Origin of the sequence: Thalassospira lucentensis (assembly GCF_050516545.1) — a bacterium.
Taxonomy (GTDB): domain Bacteria; phylum Pseudomonadota; class Alphaproteobacteria; order Rhodospirillales; family Thalassospiraceae; genus Thalassospira; species Thalassospira lucentensis_C.
Map to the genome: position 1 here is coordinate 199,573 of NZ_CP191544.1, position 16,890 is coordinate 216,462.

At 50.6% G+C, this 16,890-nt stretch carries 13 protein-coding genes; 4 read left to right on the forward strand and 9 right to left on the reverse strand.

Annotated features, from left to right (window positions below):
• Positions 1 to 52 precede the first annotated feature (52 nt).
• Positions 53 to 3,115 carry an ATP-binding protein gene (locus tag ACQ0MK_RS00855; protein ID WP_430474420.1) on the reverse strand — a complete coding sequence of 1,021 codons (3,063 nt, stop codon included), beginning with the start codon at positions 3,113 to 3,115 and terminating at the stop codon, positions 53 to 55.
• 423 nt (positions 3,116 to 3,538) lie between these two features.
• Here ACQ0MK_RS00855 and ACQ0MK_RS00860 point away from each other — a divergent pair, with 423 nt between their 5' ends.
• From ACQ0MK_RS00860 to ACQ0MK_RS00870, 3 genes are all read left to right on the forward strand, one after another.
• On the forward strand, positions 3,539 to 4,075 hold the full coding sequence (locus tag ACQ0MK_RS00860) for a PAS domain-containing protein (protein ID WP_430474421.1): 537 nt from the start codon (positions 3,539 to 3,541) through the stop codon (positions 4,073 to 4,075).
• Positions 4,076 to 4,079: 4 nt separating this feature from the next.
• Positions 4,080 to 5,228 (forward strand): methyl-accepting chemotaxis protein, encoded by a 1,149-nt coding sequence (locus ACQ0MK_RS00865; RefSeq protein ID WP_430474422.1) that lies wholly within the window; start codon positions 4,080 to 4,082, stop codon positions 5,226 to 5,228.
• A gap of 175 nt (positions 5,229 to 5,403) precedes the next feature.
• Positions 5,404 to 6,342: a 2-hydroxyacid dehydrogenase gene (locus ACQ0MK_RS00870; RefSeq protein ID WP_430474423.1), complete on the forward strand. Its 939-nt coding sequence runs from the start codon at positions 5,404 to 5,406 to the stop codon at positions 6,340 to 6,342.
• Between the two features lie 20 nt (positions 6,343 to 6,362).
• Here ACQ0MK_RS00870 and modC read toward each other — a convergent pair whose 3' ends face one another.
• The 8 genes from modC to ACQ0MK_RS00910 form a co-directional block, all read right to left on the reverse strand.
• Entirely contained in the window at positions 6,363 to 7,493 is a 1,131-nt protein-coding gene (modC, locus tag ACQ0MK_RS00875) for a molybdenum ABC transporter ATP-binding protein (protein ID WP_430474424.1), read from the reverse strand.
• Positions 7,490 to 8,182 (reverse strand): molybdate ABC transporter permease subunit, encoded by a 693-nt coding sequence (gene modB, locus ACQ0MK_RS00880; protein ID WP_430474425.1) that lies wholly within the window; start codon positions 8,180 to 8,182, stop codon positions 7,490 to 7,492. The genes modC and modB overlap by 4 nt, the downstream gene beginning before the upstream one ends.
• Positions 8,179 to 8,991 carry a molybdate ABC transporter substrate-binding protein gene (gene modA / locus ACQ0MK_RS00885; RefSeq protein ID WP_430474426.1) on the reverse strand — a complete coding sequence of 271 codons (813 nt, stop codon included), beginning with the start codon at positions 8,989 to 8,991 and terminating at the stop codon, positions 8,179 to 8,181. Before modA ends, modB begins: the two co-directional genes overlap by 4 nt.
• Positions 8,992 to 9,142: 151 nt before the next feature.
• The gene (locus ACQ0MK_RS00890) at positions 9,143 to 9,661 is read right to left on the reverse strand and encodes a hypothetical protein (protein WP_430474427.1); all 519 of its coding nucleotides are present in this window, start codon (positions 9,659 to 9,661) and stop codon (positions 9,143 to 9,145) included.
• A gap of 61 nt (positions 9,662 to 9,722) precedes the next feature.
• The gene (locus ACQ0MK_RS00895) at positions 9,723 to 10,412 is read right to left on the reverse strand and encodes an exonuclease domain-containing protein (RefSeq protein WP_430474428.1); all 690 of its coding nucleotides are present in this window, start codon (positions 10,410 to 10,412) and stop codon (positions 9,723 to 9,725) included.
• A gap of 5 nt (positions 10,413 to 10,417) precedes the next feature.
• The gene (locus tag ACQ0MK_RS00900) at positions 10,418 to 12,286 is read right to left on the reverse strand and encodes a DUF294 nucleotidyltransferase-like domain-containing protein (RefSeq protein WP_430474429.1); all 1,869 of its coding nucleotides are present in this window, start codon (positions 12,284 to 12,286) and stop codon (positions 10,418 to 10,420) included.
• Positions 12,287 to 12,433: 147 nt separating this feature from the next.
• Positions 12,434 to 14,200 (reverse strand): sodium:solute symporter family protein, encoded by a 1,767-nt coding sequence (locus ACQ0MK_RS00905; RefSeq protein ID WP_350047261.1) that lies wholly within the window; start codon positions 14,198 to 14,200, stop codon positions 12,434 to 12,436.
• A 25-nt stretch (positions 14,201 to 14,225) separates the two neighbouring features.
• Positions 14,226 to 14,486: a DUF4212 domain-containing protein gene (locus ACQ0MK_RS00910; protein WP_350047262.1), complete on the reverse strand. Its 261-nt coding sequence runs from the start codon at positions 14,484 to 14,486 to the stop codon at positions 14,226 to 14,228.
• A gap of 619 nt (positions 14,487 to 15,105) precedes the next feature.
• Here ACQ0MK_RS00910 and ettA point away from each other — a divergent pair.
• Complete coding sequence (ettA, locus tag ACQ0MK_RS00915; RefSeq protein WP_350042967.1) at positions 15,106 to 16,785, forward strand: energy-dependent translational throttle protein EttA; 1,680 nt, start codon at positions 15,106 to 15,108, stop codon at positions 16,783 to 16,785.
• Positions 16,786 to 16,890: the final 105 nt, after the last annotated feature.

The following is a 16,890-nucleotide window of genomic DNA, read 5'->3' on the forward strand; positions in this document are numbered from 1 at the left end:
GAATGGACCGTTTTACTAGGGCTGAGCTTGATTTGATCATAGGATAGCTGTGTTACCCGTCGGCCAATTGGTCCTGACGTATTTGGACCCAGTGCGTGACGCGTTCAATCAGAATGTCAGCCTGTATCGGTTTGGTGATGTAGTCCGACATCCCCGCAGCAAGGCATTTTTCACGTTCACCAGACATCGCACTGGCAGTCATGGCAATGATTGGAATGTCGGAAATTTCCAGGGCTACTTTACCACTTCGGATGGCGTTGGTGGTTTCATATCCATCCATTCCGGGCATTTGGCAATCCATGAGGATGCAATGATAATGGTTTCCAGCATCTGAGGTTTGCCGCAGCGTTTCGATTGCCTCAATGCCGTTATGGGCGGTCTGGGTGTTGGCTTTGGTGACGGTCAATAATCCTTGTGCGACCGCAAGATTGATATCGTTGTCATCGACAATCAAAATATTGATCTGATCAAGCTTCGGAGATGAGCCGGATTTGTCAGATGGTTTGGATGTGGTGGCGATATCGATAGGGTGAGTCGGGGATTGAGTCTCTGTCATTTGAGTTAAATTTGATGTTCGTGTGGCCAAACTGGTCTGGGTCAGGGGCGATGTCACCACACAGACTTTTCCCTTATAGGCGGGTTTTGTCTGATCAAGTGCTTTGATCACGCACAGTGCCGGGAGGGTCTGGTCTGTCGGATTGTTCTTTTCAATTTGGGCGCAAAGCTTTGTCAGGCGACCGTTTATGCGATCTGTGATGATCATATCCGGTGCCGGGATATCGCTGTTTTTGCCGATGTCATCCACGCTTTGATCGGTAACCTCTCCGCCCAGTGAGTGGACAATGTTGGCTGCAAAATCGCGGGCCTTTGCCTGATCCATTAGAATCAAGACTTTCATGTCAGAAAGGGCATGGGACTGTTCGCGAAGAGAGGCATCTTTCATGTCAAAACAGAGATGAAAGAAGAATGTGCTACCGACACCTTTTTCGGACTCAAAGCTGATATCGCCATTCATCAGGTTGCAAAGCTGTTTGCTGATGGATAATCCAAGTCCCGTCCCGCCAAAGTTCGCTGAAACCGAACTGTCTTCTTGTGAGAATGCCGAGAACAACTTGTGTTTGTTTTTCTTGGCAATGCCTATGCCGCTATCTTCGATGCGCACATCAAGGCGAATCTGATCTCCTTCAATCTGGCTTTCCGCCGAAATGGCGACATACCCGTTTGATGTGAATTTCATCGCATTGCTGATCAGATTATTCAAAACCTGTTTTAGACGATTTGCATCACCATAAAGTCTGTCATGTCGCAGTTTGGTCGTATCAAGGATCAGGTCAATTTTCTTTTCTTGAGCACGAATAGAAGATGATTGTGCCACGGTTTCAAAAAGCACAATTGGATTGAACGCGCGGTGTTCAAAGTCAAGTTTGCCAGCCTCTATTTTTGACAGATCAAGGATGTCATTGATCAAAGTGGCAAGTGTTGAGCTGCTCGTTTCGGCCATCGCAAGGTATTTTTGCTGATTGTCGCTTAGAGGGTCATGTCTGATCAGATTAAGGCTGCCACTTATGCCATTTAATGGTGTACGCATTTCATGGCTGACATGGGAAATGAAAGTGCTTTTCATGTCGCTGGCATGCATTGCCTTTTTGTGAGCCTTGGCAAGTTCTTCTGTACGTTTGGCGACTTCAGCTTCCAGCTTGGCATTTGCCTGAAGAATTTGCCGTTCAGCGGATTTTTCCTGTGTGATGTCTCTGACAATGACGGCAATGCCAGCCAGTTCTTTGTTTTCGAGAATGATTGGAGAGAAGGTAACCGCCAGATCGACTTCTTTGTTATCAGATTCTGACAACGTGGTTTCCATGGACAAGGAAGATTTGGTTTCACGGACCTTGTCAATTTTTTGCATGAAATCAAGGGATGAAAACTGACCGATATCAGAGATGTTTTGCCCAATTGCGTCATTACGTGACCGATGCAGCAAAGAAACTGCGGCATCATTGCACGTCGTAATTCGTCCCTGAAGTTCAAGGCCAATGACTGCGTCAGAAGATCCATTGATGATGGCTTCATATTCAGCCCGCGCAGCAGAAAGACGAACACTGTTGCGATAGCTGCGCATAAACACGGCCAGAGTACTCAACAAAATCAGCAGAACAAAGCTTGTGAAACCGTATGTGGCAAGCCGTCGGTTCCATAAGTGGTTGGCAACCCAGTCACTGGGGGCCGCAGCATATATGTGCATCGTTGATGATGGGTCTGCGGCATATTGTGCGGTGACATGATGAAAGACAAATGTCTGTTTGGTTGCTGTATTTGTTGCTATTGCATCTTCGCTTTCCGGCACTGAATAATCCGAAAGCCAGTTATGTTCAGGCGTCAAGTCCCGGCTAAAGCGGTAGCTTGCCTTAGGGTGATCAATATAATACCCGTCATTATCAGTCAGAAACATGTCAAACTGTCCTTCGGTTTCTGAACGGAAGCGGTCCAGAAGGACGGAGGCGTTAACATTCATGATCAAAAATCCAAATCGGCTACCATCATCATAAAAGATAGGCGTTGCCAGACGGATGGTCGGGCGGATCGGGTACTCGATACGCCCAAATTCCCGATTAAGATTGATGCGCGATAGATAAAGCTCGCCGGGGTGTAAGTCGGCGGATGCTTGATAATAGTCGCTGGCGGATTTCTCCTGTAACCACTGATCTTCGATGACATCGATCTTGCCACTGAGCCGGTCGACACGGATCAATTCTGTGCCCGTGTCATTGGTTTGGATGACACGGAGCTGATCAATCTCCTGATTGTTTTGCAGCATCGAAACAAAAATTGTTTCTAACCGATTCTTCCACTGCACGAAACGGGTGCCATCAAATGGGTCTATTCCATCATTGGCGGCTGCGCGCGTGATGCCGGAAATCGGTGGGGTCGCGTGAAGGAAGTACAGGTTATCGCGATATTGACCAATATCGTTCAGAAGGATGGTTCGACCATGACCGGCCAAGCGGGATAAGGCGCGGTCAGTCTCTTCGCGGACCTCACGATTCAGCGTGCTTTCATAAAATGTCGTCAGCCCAATGCAGGCCAATCCGATCAAAAGCAAGCTTACGAAAAGCACGGAACGCTGTCTGTTATCTGTGCCAGATACGAAAAAAGTTGGCATCAATCGCAATTTCCCTCTCGGCCGTCCGTAACAGGATCCATTGTCAGCTGTTGTGGCCACAGTTCTATAAATTGGGATTGCAACGAGAACTTTAACTGCCAACATATCAGGAAAGGTGTTTTTTTATAAGATATTGCGCAAAGCAGTCTGTGCCAGACATGGATTGATACGCAAAATTCCAACAAAATCGTGTGGGCTTTCATCGATATAAAATATTGACCATAGATTGAGATGGTATCTGGAATTTCTAGCTTTAGGTATATTTTTGTCTATTGACCTGCATCAACTATACAATCGGATGCTCCTATATATTCCCAGTTTCGAATTATAAAAATTCGAATTTGCCAAGGTTAGTTTAGGGCAGAAAGGGGACACATCATGACAGAAAGTCGTGGAACAGTCTTATCAGGCACTGAGCTGTTTATGCAGCCAGATGAGATCATCGTGACCAAAACCGATCTCAGTGGAAAAATCACATATGGAAACCGAACCTTCTTTAAGTTCGCTCGATACGCTGAAAAAGATTGTGTCGGCGTACAGCACAACATCGTTCGTCATCCTGAAATGCCCCGAACTGTTTTCAAAGCTGCGTGGGATTCGATCAAGGATGGCCGCGAAATCTTTGCCTATGTGAATAACAGGTCAAAGAATGGTGACGCATACTGGGTGCTAGCACATATGACGCCCAGTCGCGATAGTGGGGGCCAAATTGTTGGCTATCACAGTAACCGCCGTGCGCCGAATCAACAGATCATCAAGCAAACAATCATCCCGCTTTACGATCATTTGCAAAAAATAGAGAAGGCATCTTCTTCGCCCAAAGACGGGTTGGCGAATGCCTATGCCGATTTGCAAAAGACGCTTGCCACCAAAAAGCAGACTTTCAACGAATTCACCTTGTCTTTGGGAGGTTAACGTCATGTTCGGGTCAAACAATGCCGAGATCAAAAATGCGATCAAGGTTGTGAAACGGGCCGCATCCGGCGACTTTGAAGCACGGATCACGAATATTCAATGCAAAGGTGATATGGGTGAATTGCTTCATGCAATCAATGATCTGATTGACCGTAACGATGCCTATGTGCGGGAATCCGTCGCCTGTATGGAAAAAGTTCGCGACAATCGTTATTACCGTCGGATTATTGAAACCAGCATGCAGGGTACTTTCCTGACCGCCAGCAAAACAGTGAATGGCGCGCTGGGTATGATGCAAAACCGTGCCAATGAATTCCGCCGGATTGCAGATTTGTTCGAAGAATCCGTTGTCAGCATTGTGGATTCTGTTTCATCTTCTGCCACGAAGCTAACAGGTTCATCGGAAAACTTGTCTTCCATCGCATCGGATGCGTCGGAAAAATCAATGTTGGTGGCGTCTGCTGCCGAACAGGCATCTGCCAATGTGCAGGCGGTTTCATCGGCGTCTGAAGAGTTGTCTGCGTCAATTCGGGAAATCAGCCAACAGGTTTCAAATGCGGCCATTGTGGCCAATGAAGCTGGCGAAACATCAGCGCGTGTGACGTCACAAGTTCGCGATTTGACTGATGCTGCCAACCAGATCGCAACCGTTGTCGCATTGATCAATGATATCGCATCCCAGACCAATTTGCTGGCATTGAATGCAACGATTGAGGCCGCTCGTGCGGGTGAGGCAGGCAAGGGTTTTGCCGTTGTCGCAGGCGAGGTCAAAAACCTTGCCAGTCAGACGGCCAAGGCCACCAGCGAAATCAGCGAGTATGTGGATAATATCCAAGGTGCGACCTCGTCGACCGTCGAGGGGATTGATCGTATTTCGGCAATCATTTCCCAGGTGAATGATGCCAACACCTCCGTCTCCGCCGCGGTCGAGGAACAATCGGCCGCAACCAGTGAAATTTCGCGCAATGTACAAGAAGCATCGACTGGAACGGATGAGGTTTCGCGCAACATTGTCACCGTGACCAATGGCGCACAGGAAACCGGTGCTGCGGCAGCAGATCTGACAGAAGCCGCCCACGAACTATCGGCGCAATCCGAAACCCTGAAAAACGAAATCGGAAACTTCCTGACCGAAGTGCGCCGCGTGGTTTAGGTTCAGATCTTCGCTGTTTTGTAACTCAGTGTGCTCTTTCCATGAAACACCCCGACATCTGTGAAAGCAGTGCCGGGGTGTTTCTTTTTGATATCTTGTAATTAATTTTATCAACTTGTTTTACAAGTCTGGCTTGGTTAATCTGAACTCCCTTTGCCCCAAAGAGAGACGCCCCATGACCCGATCCGTTCTTGCGATGCTTGATGTTCGTCCGGCGTATACAGCAATGATGGCGGAACGTTATGATTTACACCGACTTGATCAGGTCGCAGATAAATCGGCGTTTTTCGATGAAATGGGCAGCAAGATTACAGCTGTGGTGACATCCGCACGGTTTGGTCTGCCTGCTGAGGTGATGGATCGTTTGCCAAACCTTGAAGTCATTACAAGTTTCGGCGTTGGCTATGATCTGATTGATCTTGATGCCTGTCAGGCGCGCGGTATTCGTGTTTCCATCACACCGGACGTTCTGACCGATGATGTTGCCGATACGGCGATTATGTTGATGCATGCAACATTGCGTCAATTGGTCCACGGGGATGACTGGGCACGCAGTGGTAAATGGGCTGAAAATGGTCCGATGGCCATGACCCGATCTGTGCGGGGCAAGAAGCTTGGCATTGTCGGATTGGGCCGGATCGGTAAGGAGATTGCATTGCGTGCCGCGCCAAGCGGGGTCGAGATTGGTTATTTCGGGCGCAGCCGCAAAGCGGTGGATTATGCGTTTTTTGAAAGCCTCATAGAACTTGCCGATTGGGCAGATATCCTGATGCTGTCCTGTCCGGGCGGAGATGCGACCAAGGGCATCATTGATGCACAGGTTCTATCCGCGCTGGGATCAAACGGGTTCTTGATCAATGTTGCACGCGGGTCTGTTGTTGATGAACCGGCATTGATCGCCGCCCTTCAGCGCAAGGTGATTGCAGGGGCCGGGCTTGACGTTTTTTACAATGAACCCAAAATCGATCCTGCTTTTGCAGGGTTGGACAATGTCATTTTGTATCCACATGCGGCCAGTGGCACAGTTGAAACCCGTGATGCCATGGGCCAGCTTGTTGTTGACAACCTTAATGCCTGGGATGATCGGGGTGAGTTGATCACGCCGATTGTCTAGGGAATTCAGGACCCTTTGTTTTACAGTTCTCGCCGTGGGCCGCTGACGGTGACGGATTTAATCACGGCATAAACCTTTTGATGAAGACCAAGTTTCAAGCGTGATCCCGACCAACGGGTGATGCGGGCATGGAGTGTTGGGCGTCCGTTTGTTTTGGCAAGGAATGCTGCGTCTGCGTCGTGTCCGAAACACATGTCGACATCAAGTGTATCGCCCTTTCCATCGGTTATTTTTGTGATGGTTACCGGGATGATGTTATTTGCACTGATGCCATTTGGCGGCGTGCGGGCGATCATGACATCGCGGGCACGGATATGTAGGCGAACATCATTGTTCGCCGGGCGGCCAAGATAGGGCACAACGATACGTTGCCCGCCACAGTCAAGAAAACTGACTTCACCTTTGGGATCGCGGCTGACGATGCGGGCAGCCAAAACCGTCCCGGCATCAAACTGGCCAGCAAGTGGTGGCAAGTCGCTTCGACTAAGCATTTCAAACACGGTCCCGCTGGCAAGTGTCTTACCTTTGTCCATCACCACAATATGATCGGCAAGCCGGGCAACTTCGTCAATCGAATGGGTGACATAAAGGATGGGTAATTTTCGGTGGTCTCGCAGCCATTCAAAGTATGGCAGGATTTCTTCCTTGCGGGTGTAATCAAGCGCAGACAGCGGTTCATCAAGTAACAGGATATCCGGGTTGGCCAGAAGTGCACGACCAAGGGCAACACGCTGTTTTTCACCGCCCGACAGTTTGTTGGGGCGGCGGGCCATCAATGGGTCCAGACCCAGCATTTCAATGATGGCTTCCTGTTCGTCGTGCGGCAGTTTGTTGGCATTGCGCCGTGCGCCGAAATACAGGTTGTCACGCACGGTTTTGTGCGGGAATAGGCGGGCGTCCTGAAACACGTAACCAACTCTACGCTGGCGGATTGGCAGGTTGATCTGGCGATTATGTTCGAAAATAACATGATCGCGGATTTGTATATGTCCACGTGTTGGATTTTCCAGTCCGGCGATGATGTTGATCAGGGTGGTCTTTCCACTGCCTGACGGGCCAAACAAGGCAGTTATACCCGGCTCTTGAATATGAAATTCCGCATCAAGGGTGAATTTCTTGATCTTGTGGTGGATATTGACGCCGATACTCATGACGTGGCCCTCTTGCGGATGTGGCGCATGGCTATTTCAGACAGAAGCAATCCGGCAAAGGCAAGCCCGATGGATAATGCCGCCAGACGTGCTGCCGCCAATTCACCACCCGGTGTTTGAATGGCAGTATAAATGGCAAGTGGCAGGGTCCGCGTTTCGCCCGGCACGTTTGAAACAAACGTTATGATTGCGCCAAATTCCCCAAGGCTTGCGGCAAAGGCCGTGATCACGCCAGCAATAATGCCGGGCAATGCAAATGGAAGGGTCAGCGAAAAGAACCGGTCTATCTTGCCTGCACCCAATGTTTCGGCTGCTTGATACAGTCCGGGATTGATGGTTTCCAAGCTGAGCCGAATGGCGCGGACCTGAAACGGGAAACTGACAATTGCCGATGCGACGGCAGCCCCGGTCCAGCTAAACACCAAGCGGATATCAAAGGTTTCATAAAGCCATGCGCCAAGGGGCGCACGGGTGCCAAAACCGATTAAAAGCAAATAGCCCATCACGACCGGCGGCAGGATAAGAGGCAGATGGACAATGGCATCAAGGATGAACCGACCGGGAAACCGACCAAGGGCAAGGGCCGTTGCAACAATGATGGCAAAGGGCAGGGCACAACCAACAGCAACGCCCGATATGCGCAAGCTAAGAAGAAGTGCGTCGATTTCTGCGGGCGTCAAATTGATCATTTTGTGAATGTACCTGCCTGAGTATATGCAATCGGATCAAAGCCATAATCGGAAAAAATCTTTCCGGCCTCTTCCCCCAAAAGCCACAACAGCATTTTGCCAGCAGCATGCGATTTCTGATTGCCGATGAGTGCGATGGGATAGGTAATGGCCGGGTGGCTGTTTTTGGGGAATGTCCCGATTATCTTAACCGCTTTGGAAATTTCGGCGTCCGTTCGGTAGACGATACCAAGTGGGGCTTCGCCCCGTTCAACAAGTGCCAAGGCGGCGCGAACATTGTCGGCACGGGCCAGACGCGGATTAACGACGTCCCACTGCCCCAAAGATGTCAGTGCTTGTTTGGCGTAAATTCCCGCTGGAACATGATCGGGGTCGCCGATGGCAATGCGATCCTTTGGCTGGATTATGCTGGTTAGTTCTGTGGATGTCGTAATATCGATTGGCGTAATCGGGCTGTCTGCCGGGGCAATAAGAACCAGACTGTTCGAAAGCAGGTTGTTACGGCTTCCCGACACGATCAGATTTTGGTCTTCAAGCCAGCTCATCCATTTTTGATTGGCGGAAATATAGATGTCAGCGGGGGCGCCAGCAGCGATCTGTCGCGCAAGTGTCGAAGAACTGGCAAGTGACAAAAGGACATGGTCACCTGTCTCATGTTCATACGCTGTTGCTGCGGTTTGGATCGCGTCGGTCAGGCTGGCGGCGGCAAAAACGGTGATGTCTCGGGCATTGGCCATGTTGGTAAGGCAGCCAAATGCTGTGAATGCTACGACAATGTTCAAGGCGATTTTGCGCAGCAGATGGGGCATTCGGTTCTCTTAGTCTTTGTGAAACCAATTAGATGAGGCGAATGTACTATACCCGAAAACATGCCCGGTCAAAGAGGATGCTCATAGTTTGATGGCAAAAAGAAAGCCTGCCAGTGGCAGGCTTTACGGGATTACTTTTTAAATATGTTCGTTACGAACAAACAGCCGCCCGAAAAGGGTCATCGGCGCCGATGTCAAACCATTCATCCATCTTGGTTGGAAAGCCGTTGCCATCCAGTTCGGTATCTGGGGTGATATAGCCGCGCTTAGCTTGCGCACAATCAACCAAATGGGTCAGGGCCAATGTTTCACCACCCTTTTTCAAAAGCAGGGTGGTGACACGCTTTTGATCTACATTTTCCGGGTTGATGATCAATTTATCCCGGTCAATTGCGGTAAAGCGGTTTATCGGTGCTGAAATCAATGTCCAAGGCGCAAACGGGTTTTCGTCGGCAAATGTCTGGACGACATCAATGGTTGCGGGAAGGCGGGTTTGATAGCGTTCAAACCAGCTATATTCATCCCAGATCATATAGAAAAACATCGCAATCGCAGCGACAAACGGAACAACATATTTCGGTGCTTTTCGGCCCCAAAGGCGGAACAACAACAAGACCACACCAGCCGATGCAAACCCGACAACAACTGTCGTGAAGATAAAGACATACATTCGGCCGCGGCCCCCGGTTGTTTGTTATATTTGGTTGGGCTTTTTCCACCCTATAAACGGATTAGCGCAGTATCCGGTTAAGCTCAAGTGCGCCTTTCGGATCACGTTTGGCGATTTGGGCCAGAAACAGCCCGGAGGCCGCAATAGCATCAGACAATGCGTTATGGGCGCGAAACGGCGGAAGATTGTGATTGCGCCGCAAATTGTCGAGTTTAAGGGCTCCGGGCTTCATCGGATGTCCCGTGCGACGGATATCGCGCAGAGCAAGAATAAGGGTATCGACTGTTGGAATTTGCAAAGGTGCGCCAAAGCACTGCTTGCAAGCCTGTCCGAGAAAGCCAAGCTCGATCGGGGCATGATGGGATATCAAAACCCGACCGGCCATCTGGGGCAGTAAATGTTCAAGAGCGGTCGCGATATCTGGTGCATTGACAACGTCACTGTCAAAAATGCGGTGAACAACCACCGAGCTTTCACTGAGTTCCTGTGTCGGGCGAACCAGAATATGCTCGCAACTGGAAAAATCGACGCCAAGCTGGCGGATGATGACCCAGCCCAGACTGACAATCTCGTCGCGTTTTGGGTCAAGGCCGGTGGTTTCGAGATCAAGCGCAATAAACTCGGTTTCCATGACCGAGCGTGATGGATCTGCAGGCGGGACATCATAATAGGTTCGCAAAGCACCGGTGGCTTTACGTTGGATGAAGTCACGATATAGCGAACTATCGATGATTTTCTGACGCAGTCCCATTGTGCTTAGGTCCCGCTTTTGCCAAAGGCGTTTTCAAGAGCGTTTTGCAGGTTCTTGATCACAGAAAATGCATCTTTCAGGTGGCTGCGTTCAAACGCGGACAAGCTTTCGGGATGCAGGAAGTTATCAGGCGCATCGCCACGCCTGATTTGGCGGACCTGATGTTTCAGACGGGTGATGCTGACAAATTCAAAGGCATCCAAAAGATCAGACGCACCCTGAGTGCTAATTGATGGGAAAGATTTGACTGCATTTAGGCGTTCAAACGTGTTGACGGCATCAACCCCATTGGCAAGCGCATGAATACGGGCCAAATCAACAATCGGCACCACCCCGTTATGTTTCAGATCAAGGGTGCTGTCATGTTCGCCGCCCCGGATCATGACAAAGTTTTTAAAGAAGCCCAGCGGCACATGATGGGTAAGCGCATTGCCCACCATATAGGCCTGAAAAATCCGGTTATCCTTGGCCTTTGAAACGATCATGCGGTGCAGGTCTTCAAACAGGGTTTTGGTGCCGTGGATCGGGCGCAGATCGAACCAGACCGAACACAGCATGAGGGATTTGGGTTCAGGCTGTTCAATCCATTTGTTGAAATAGTTTTGCCAGACTTTTGCCGGTTGGCGCCATTGATCGGTTTTTGCCATCATGTCGCCGGGGCAATAGACATATCCAACCCGATGCAACCCATCACAAACATAGTCTGCCAGTTCCTTGAAATAGGCACCGTGTGTTTCGGGATCATAACCATCATCAAGGATCAAACAGTTATCCTGATCCGACAATGCTGTTTGTTCCTGTCGTCCTTGCGACCCACCGGCCATCCAGACATAGGGCACGGGCGGGGGACCAAGTTTTTCTTCGGCAAGCTGAAGCAACCTGACCGTTGCGGCATCGGAAAGGGTCGTTACGATATGCCCGGCATTTTGCGACGTGGCCCCGGCTTCAATCAAATGGCTGAGAAGTTCGGGGACCTGATCAATGACCTTTGCCATGTCGTCGGGGTCGGTCAATTTGCCGATCCGGCCGGCCATATAGACCGCTGACAGGGACTGGCGGGTGAGTAAATTATTGGTCGTGATCATACCAACAGCCTTGCCGTCCTTCATCACAGGAAGGTGGCGCACATTGTGACGCGTCATGGTCAAAAGTGCATCAAAGGCATAATCATCGGGATGAATGGAAATCGGTTTGGCGGTCATGATTGCAGTGACCGGTTCGTCATAGCTGCGTGCCTGGGCGACAACGCGGTTACGTAAATCACGGTCGGTCATGATACCGGCAATATTATCGCTGCCTTCGGTAATGAGCAGGCAGGAAACCCGTTCCTTGCTCATTAATTGGCCAGCTTCAAGGATGGTTGCGGATTTATCAATGCTGACCAGATCACGTGCAATCAGATCAACGACCTTGATGCTCATCAGTTTTAACTGGTCGTCATCGCGGCTTTCAATCAATTGCATCCCGCTGCGCAGGCGATCACCGCCGATTTGCGCGAAGAAGTAATTGAATTGCGGGTATTTCCCCGCCAAGTCATGAAAATCCTTTTCCGGCAGCAGGTAACATAAGCTGTCTTCAAGGGTGGTGATATTGTTGGCGGCCTTGCCGTTGCGATACATCGCACGCACACCAAAACATTCCCCCTCGGACAACCGCGCAAGCAACTGACCATTCGGGTCACGGGTTTCGGTGCCGCCTGTTCGGATGATGTAAAGATGCAGGCATTGTTCTTCGGGTGACAGAACCTTGGTGCCGGCCCGGAAATACCGCGCGGTCAAGCGTTTGGGCAGGGCATCAATCACGTCATCGGGGAGCAGGGCAAATGGATGGTGTTGTTTTAGAAATTCGGCAATTTCTTCGAGTTCTATGCTCATACCCATTTTCCTTCCTTAAGGTCAGGACCGATTAATGCGCTATGTTCTGACCCTTACGCCATTGTTGCCTGATGACGGGCAAAAAGAAAAGCCCCCGGATCAATGATCCGGGGGCTTGCAACAGATTTAGGCAAACCGATTGACCGATTAGTGGTCAATCGCACCGCTGGCACCTTTCGGTACGCGGATTTCTTCGACCATATGCTGGATATGCTCTGGCGGTTCAGCGGTTACTCTCGACACTGCGAAAGCTACGATGAAGTTCAGAGCCATACCAACAACACCAATGCCTTCTGGCGAAATGCCGAACAGCCAGTTGGCTTCGACGTTTTCGATCAGAACCGGGATAAAGATCCCTTTGAATGCCATGATGTAGCCCATGGTAAAGATCAGGCCGACAAGCATGCCCGCAACCGCGCCTTCGCGGTTAATCTTCTTGGAGAAGATCCCCATGATGATAACCGGGAACAGCGAGGATGCCGCAAGGCCAAAGGCAAAGGCCACAACTTGCGCCACAAATCCTGGCGGGTTGTATCCCAGATAACCGGCAATCAGGATCGCAACAGCAGCTGCGACACGGCCGGCCATCAGTTCCTGGCCTTCTGTCATGTCTGGTGTGAATGTCCCTTTGAGAAGGTCATGGGACACACTTGATGAAATCACAAGCAACAGGCCTGCTGCCGTCGACAGAGCTGCAGCAATACCACCTGCTGCAACCAGTGCGATGACCCAGTTCGGAAGCTGTGCGATTTCCGGGTTGGCCAGAACCATGATGTCACGGTCAACCGAGAGTTCGTTACCAGCCCAGCCATATTCTGCTGCTTTGGTCGCGAATTCTGCGTTTGCATCGTTATAGTACTGGATACGGCCATCGCCGTTTTTGTCTTCGAATTTCAGAAGGCCGGTTGCTTCCCAGCGCTTCATCCAGTCTGGACGTTCTTCAAAGAGCAAGTTGCCATCTTCGGCACCGACTTCACCGGTCTGGATGGTTTCGGTCAGGTTCAGGCGAGCCATTGCACCAACTGCAGGAGCAGTGGTGTAAAGCAGCGCGATGAAGACCAGTGCCCAACCAGCCGAAGAACGTGCGTCACGCACTCTTGGCACGGTGAAGAAGCGAACGATAACGTGCGGAAGACCGGCTGTACCAACCATCAGGGCAAGTGTGATTGCAAAGATGTCAATCGTTGACTTGTTGGTGGTGGTGTATTCAAGGAAGCCGAGTTCCGTGACCACGTTGTTGAGGCGTTCCAGCATAAACTCGCCAGTGCCATTCACGGTAGAGCCGAATGCCAGCTGCGGCAAAGGATTGCCGGTAAGCTGGAAGGCAATGAAGATTGCCGGAATGGTATAGGCAACGATAAGCACGCAATATTGTGCAACCTGGGTATAGGTAATGCCCTTCATGCCGCCAAGAACGGCATAGATGAAGACGATGCCCATACCGACGATCAGGCCGGTAAGAATTTCGACTTCAAGGAAGCGCGAGAACACGATACCAACGCCGCGCATCTGACCTGCCACATAGGTGAACGAGATAAAGATTAGGCAGACAACAGCAACGATACGGGCTGTTCTGGAATAATAGCGATCGCCGATAAATTCGGGCACGGTGAACTTGCCGTACTTACGAAGATATGGTGCAAGAAGCATGGCCAACAGGCAGTAGCCGCCAGTCCACCCCATCAGGTAGACCGAGCCGCCATAGCCAAGGAAAGCAATCAAGCCAGCCATGGAAATGAATGAAGCAGCAGACATCCAGTCTGCAGCAGTCGCCATGCCGTTGACGACCGGGTTAACACCTTTGCCTGCGACATAGAATTCGCCGGTGGTGCTTGCCTTGGCCCAGATCGCGATGCCGATATACAGCGCAAAACTCAAGCCGACAGCAATGTAAGTAAGGGTAGTAAGATCCATCTTGTCTGTCTCCCCAGATCCAGCGTCAATCGTCTTCTTCGTGAACGTTGAACTCGCGGTCCAGTTTGTTCATCTTCGACACATAGACAAAAATCAATGCGACAAAGACGTAGATGGACCCCTGTTGAGCAAACCAGAAACCAAGCTGGAAGCCCGCGATTTCGATACTGTTAAGGGCGTCGACAAACAAGATGCCGAAACCGTAGGAAACGACGAACCAGATCACCATAAGGGTTGCGACCAGTTTCACGTTTCTCTTCCAGTAGGCTGCGCTTTGTTCATCCATTACGCGTCTCCTTCCTAGAAATGACAACTTCCCCTGCCGACGTTTTGTTGTGATGTTATCCGTCGGCGCATATACGAGAAGGCAACAAAGGTGTCTTGACGCACCTCTTGCCTCCTAAGGTCGATACCAGTTTTCGCGATTTCTCAGAAGCTAATCATTAGTCGTATAGAACAGTGCGTTACGCTGCATTGCAGGCGATCACAGGCTTCAAATAGGTGAAGGTTTCAGCCAGTTTTTGATGGTGTGCAGTGCGGTATTTTTAGTTGAATTAATAATGTCATTAAAACGCTAAAAGTTCATTTTCAAAGGCGATTTCGACATTTTTACCTCTTTGAAGGCGAATTCATTCGGCCAACAGATGCCTTGAGGCAAAGCGATGACAGCGACTTGATCGCGATTCTGGATCGGTTTGTGCCCCTGATTTGAGAGCGGGGAGAGCTTGTTTTGACGTGGCGAGGACATCTGATCGACTTGCATGGCGCCATGTGCGGTTTGAAGTTGTTAAGAAGAAGCCGGTCGGTTACAAACGGGCACAGTATTTCAGGCATGTGCGCATAGCATGCCGTAGTGTTCCGAACCAACAGGGTCGGACCCAACGACATTTTGGATGGGGAATTTAATGGCATCCTACCAGTATATTTACGTCATGAAGGACCTGACCAAGATCCTTCCGGGCGGTCGCGAACTGTTCAAAGGCATCACGTTGTCTTTCCTGCCGGGCGTCAAGATCGGTGTTCTGGGGAACAACGGTGCAGGTAAATCGACCCTGCTCAAGATCATGGCGGGCATCGAAAAAGATTATGCCGGTGAAGCATGGCCGGCCGAAGGTGTGCGTGTTGGTTACCTTGAACAGGAACCACAGCTGAACAAGGACAAGGATGTTCTTGGCAACGTGATGGAAGGGTGCGGTCAGATTGTTGATGATCTGGCACGCTTCAACGAAATCAGCATGTCATTCGGCGAGCCGATGACAGATGACGAGATGAATGATCTCCTTGCCGAGCAGGGTGAACTTCAGGAACGCATCGATGCGGCCAATGGCTGGGATCTTGAGCGTACGCTTGATATCGCCATGGACGCATTGCGCTGCCCGCCAAAAGACGCAGACGTTACCAAGCTTTCAGGTGGTGAGCGCCGTCGTGTTGCACTTTGCCGTTTGCTGTTGGATAAACCTGACATTCTGCTGCTTGACGAACCTACCAACCACCTTGATGCGGAATCTGTTGCGTGGCTTGAACGTCACCTTGAAGACTATCAGGGAACTGTCGTTTTGGTTACGCACGATCGTTACTTCCTTGATAATGTCACCGGCTGGATTCTTGAACTCGACCGTGGTCAGGGCATCCCGTACGAAGGCAACTATTCGTCCTGGCTGGAGCAGAAACAGAAACGTCTTGCTCAGGAAGCCCGTCAGGAAGGCAGCCGTCAGAAACAGCTGGCGACCGAACTTGACTGGATTCGTCAAAACCCGAAAGGCCGTCAGGCAAAATCCAAGGCCCGTGTTCGTGCCTATGATGATCTCGTCGCCGAAGCAGCCAAGGCTGTCCCGGATTCGACCAAGATCGTTATTCCGATTGCCGAACGCCTTGGCACCGAAGTTATCACCGCAGAAGGCCTGACCAAGGCATTCGGTGACAAACTTCTGTTTGATGATCTGCATTTCCGTTTGCCGCCGGGCGGCATCGTTGGTGTCATTGGTCCGAACGGTGCGGGTAAAACCACCCTGTTCCAGATGCTGACCGGGAATGACAAGCCCGATGCCGGTACCCTGAAAATCGGTGAGACGGTCAAAATGGGCTATGTCGATCAGTCGCGTGACTCGCTTGATCCGAACAAGACGGTCTGGCAGGAAGTCTCCGATGGTCTTGACGAGATCCTTTTGGCGAAACGCCCGATGAGTTCACGTGCCTATGTATCGCAGTTTGCGTTCAAAGGCAGCGATCAGCAGAAAAAAGTCGGCCAGCTTTCAGGTGGTGAACGGAACCGTGTTCATCTTGCCAAGATGTTGAAGTCCGGCTCGAACGTCCTGCTGCTCGATGAGCCGACCAACGATCTTGACGTTGATACGCTTCGTGCGCTTGAAGAAGGTCTTCTGGAATTTGCAGGTTGTGCTGTGGTTATCTCGCACGATCGCTTCTTCCTTGACCGAATCGCCACCCATATTCTGGCCTATGAAGGCAATTCGCATGTCGAATGGTTCGAAGGCAACTATCAGGAATATGAAGCGGATTATAAACGCCGCTATGGTGACGAGGCCAGCCGCCCACACCGCATTAAATACAAGCCGCTCACCCGTTAATCGGGGCAGAGTTGGATTGATCTACGAAAGGCCACCTTCGGGTGGCCTTTTTGTTTGAGCGCTTCTTGGCGAAATCAGGCCAAAGAAAAAGCCACCAACCCGAAG

Bases quoted from the DNA above. Each gene is read 5' to 3' on its own strand.
- ACQ0MK_RS00860 (WP_430474421.1), top strand. From the start codon at position 3,539: ATGACAGAAAGTCGTGGAACAGTCTTATCAGGCACTGAGCTGTTTATG.
- ACQ0MK_RS00865 (WP_430474422.1), top strand. From the start codon at position 4,080: ATGTTCGGGTCAAACAATGCCGAGATCAAAAATGCGATCAAGGTTGTG.
- ACQ0MK_RS00870 (WP_430474423.1), top strand. From the start codon at position 5,404: ATGACCCGATCCGTTCTTGCGATGCTTGATGTTCGTCCGGCGTATACA.
- modC (WP_430474424.1), bottom strand. From the start codon at position 7,493: ATGAGTATCGGCGTCAATATCCACCACAAGATCAAGAAATTCACCCTT.
- modB (WP_430474425.1), bottom strand. From the start codon at position 8,182: ATGATCAATTTGACGCCCGCAGAAATCGACGCACTTCTTCTTAGCTTG.
- modA (WP_430474426.1), bottom strand. From the start codon at position 8,991: ATGCCCCATCTGCTGCGCAAAATCGCCTTGAACATTGTCGTAGCATTC.
- ACQ0MK_RS00890 (WP_430474427.1), bottom strand. From the start codon at position 9,661: ATGTATGTCTTTATCTTCACGACAGTTGTTGTCGGGTTTGCATCGGCT.
- ACQ0MK_RS00895 (WP_430474428.1), bottom strand. From the start codon at position 10,412: ATGGGACTGCGTCAGAAAATCATCGATAGTTCGCTATATCGTGACTTC.
- ACQ0MK_RS00900 (WP_430474429.1), bottom strand. From the start codon at position 12,286: ATGAGCATAGAACTCGAAGAAATTGCCGAATTTCTAAAACAACACCAT.
- ACQ0MK_RS00905 (WP_350047261.1), bottom strand. From the start codon at position 14,200: ATGGATCTTACTACCCTTACTTACATTGCTGTCGGCTTGAGTTTTGCG.
- ACQ0MK_RS00910 (WP_350047262.1), bottom strand. From the start codon at position 14,486: ATGGATGAACAAAGCGCAGCCTACTGGAAGAGAAACGTGAAACTGGTC.
- ettA (WP_350042967.1), top strand. From the start codon at position 15,106: ATGGCATCCTACCAGTATATTTACGTCATGAAGGACCTGACCAAGATC.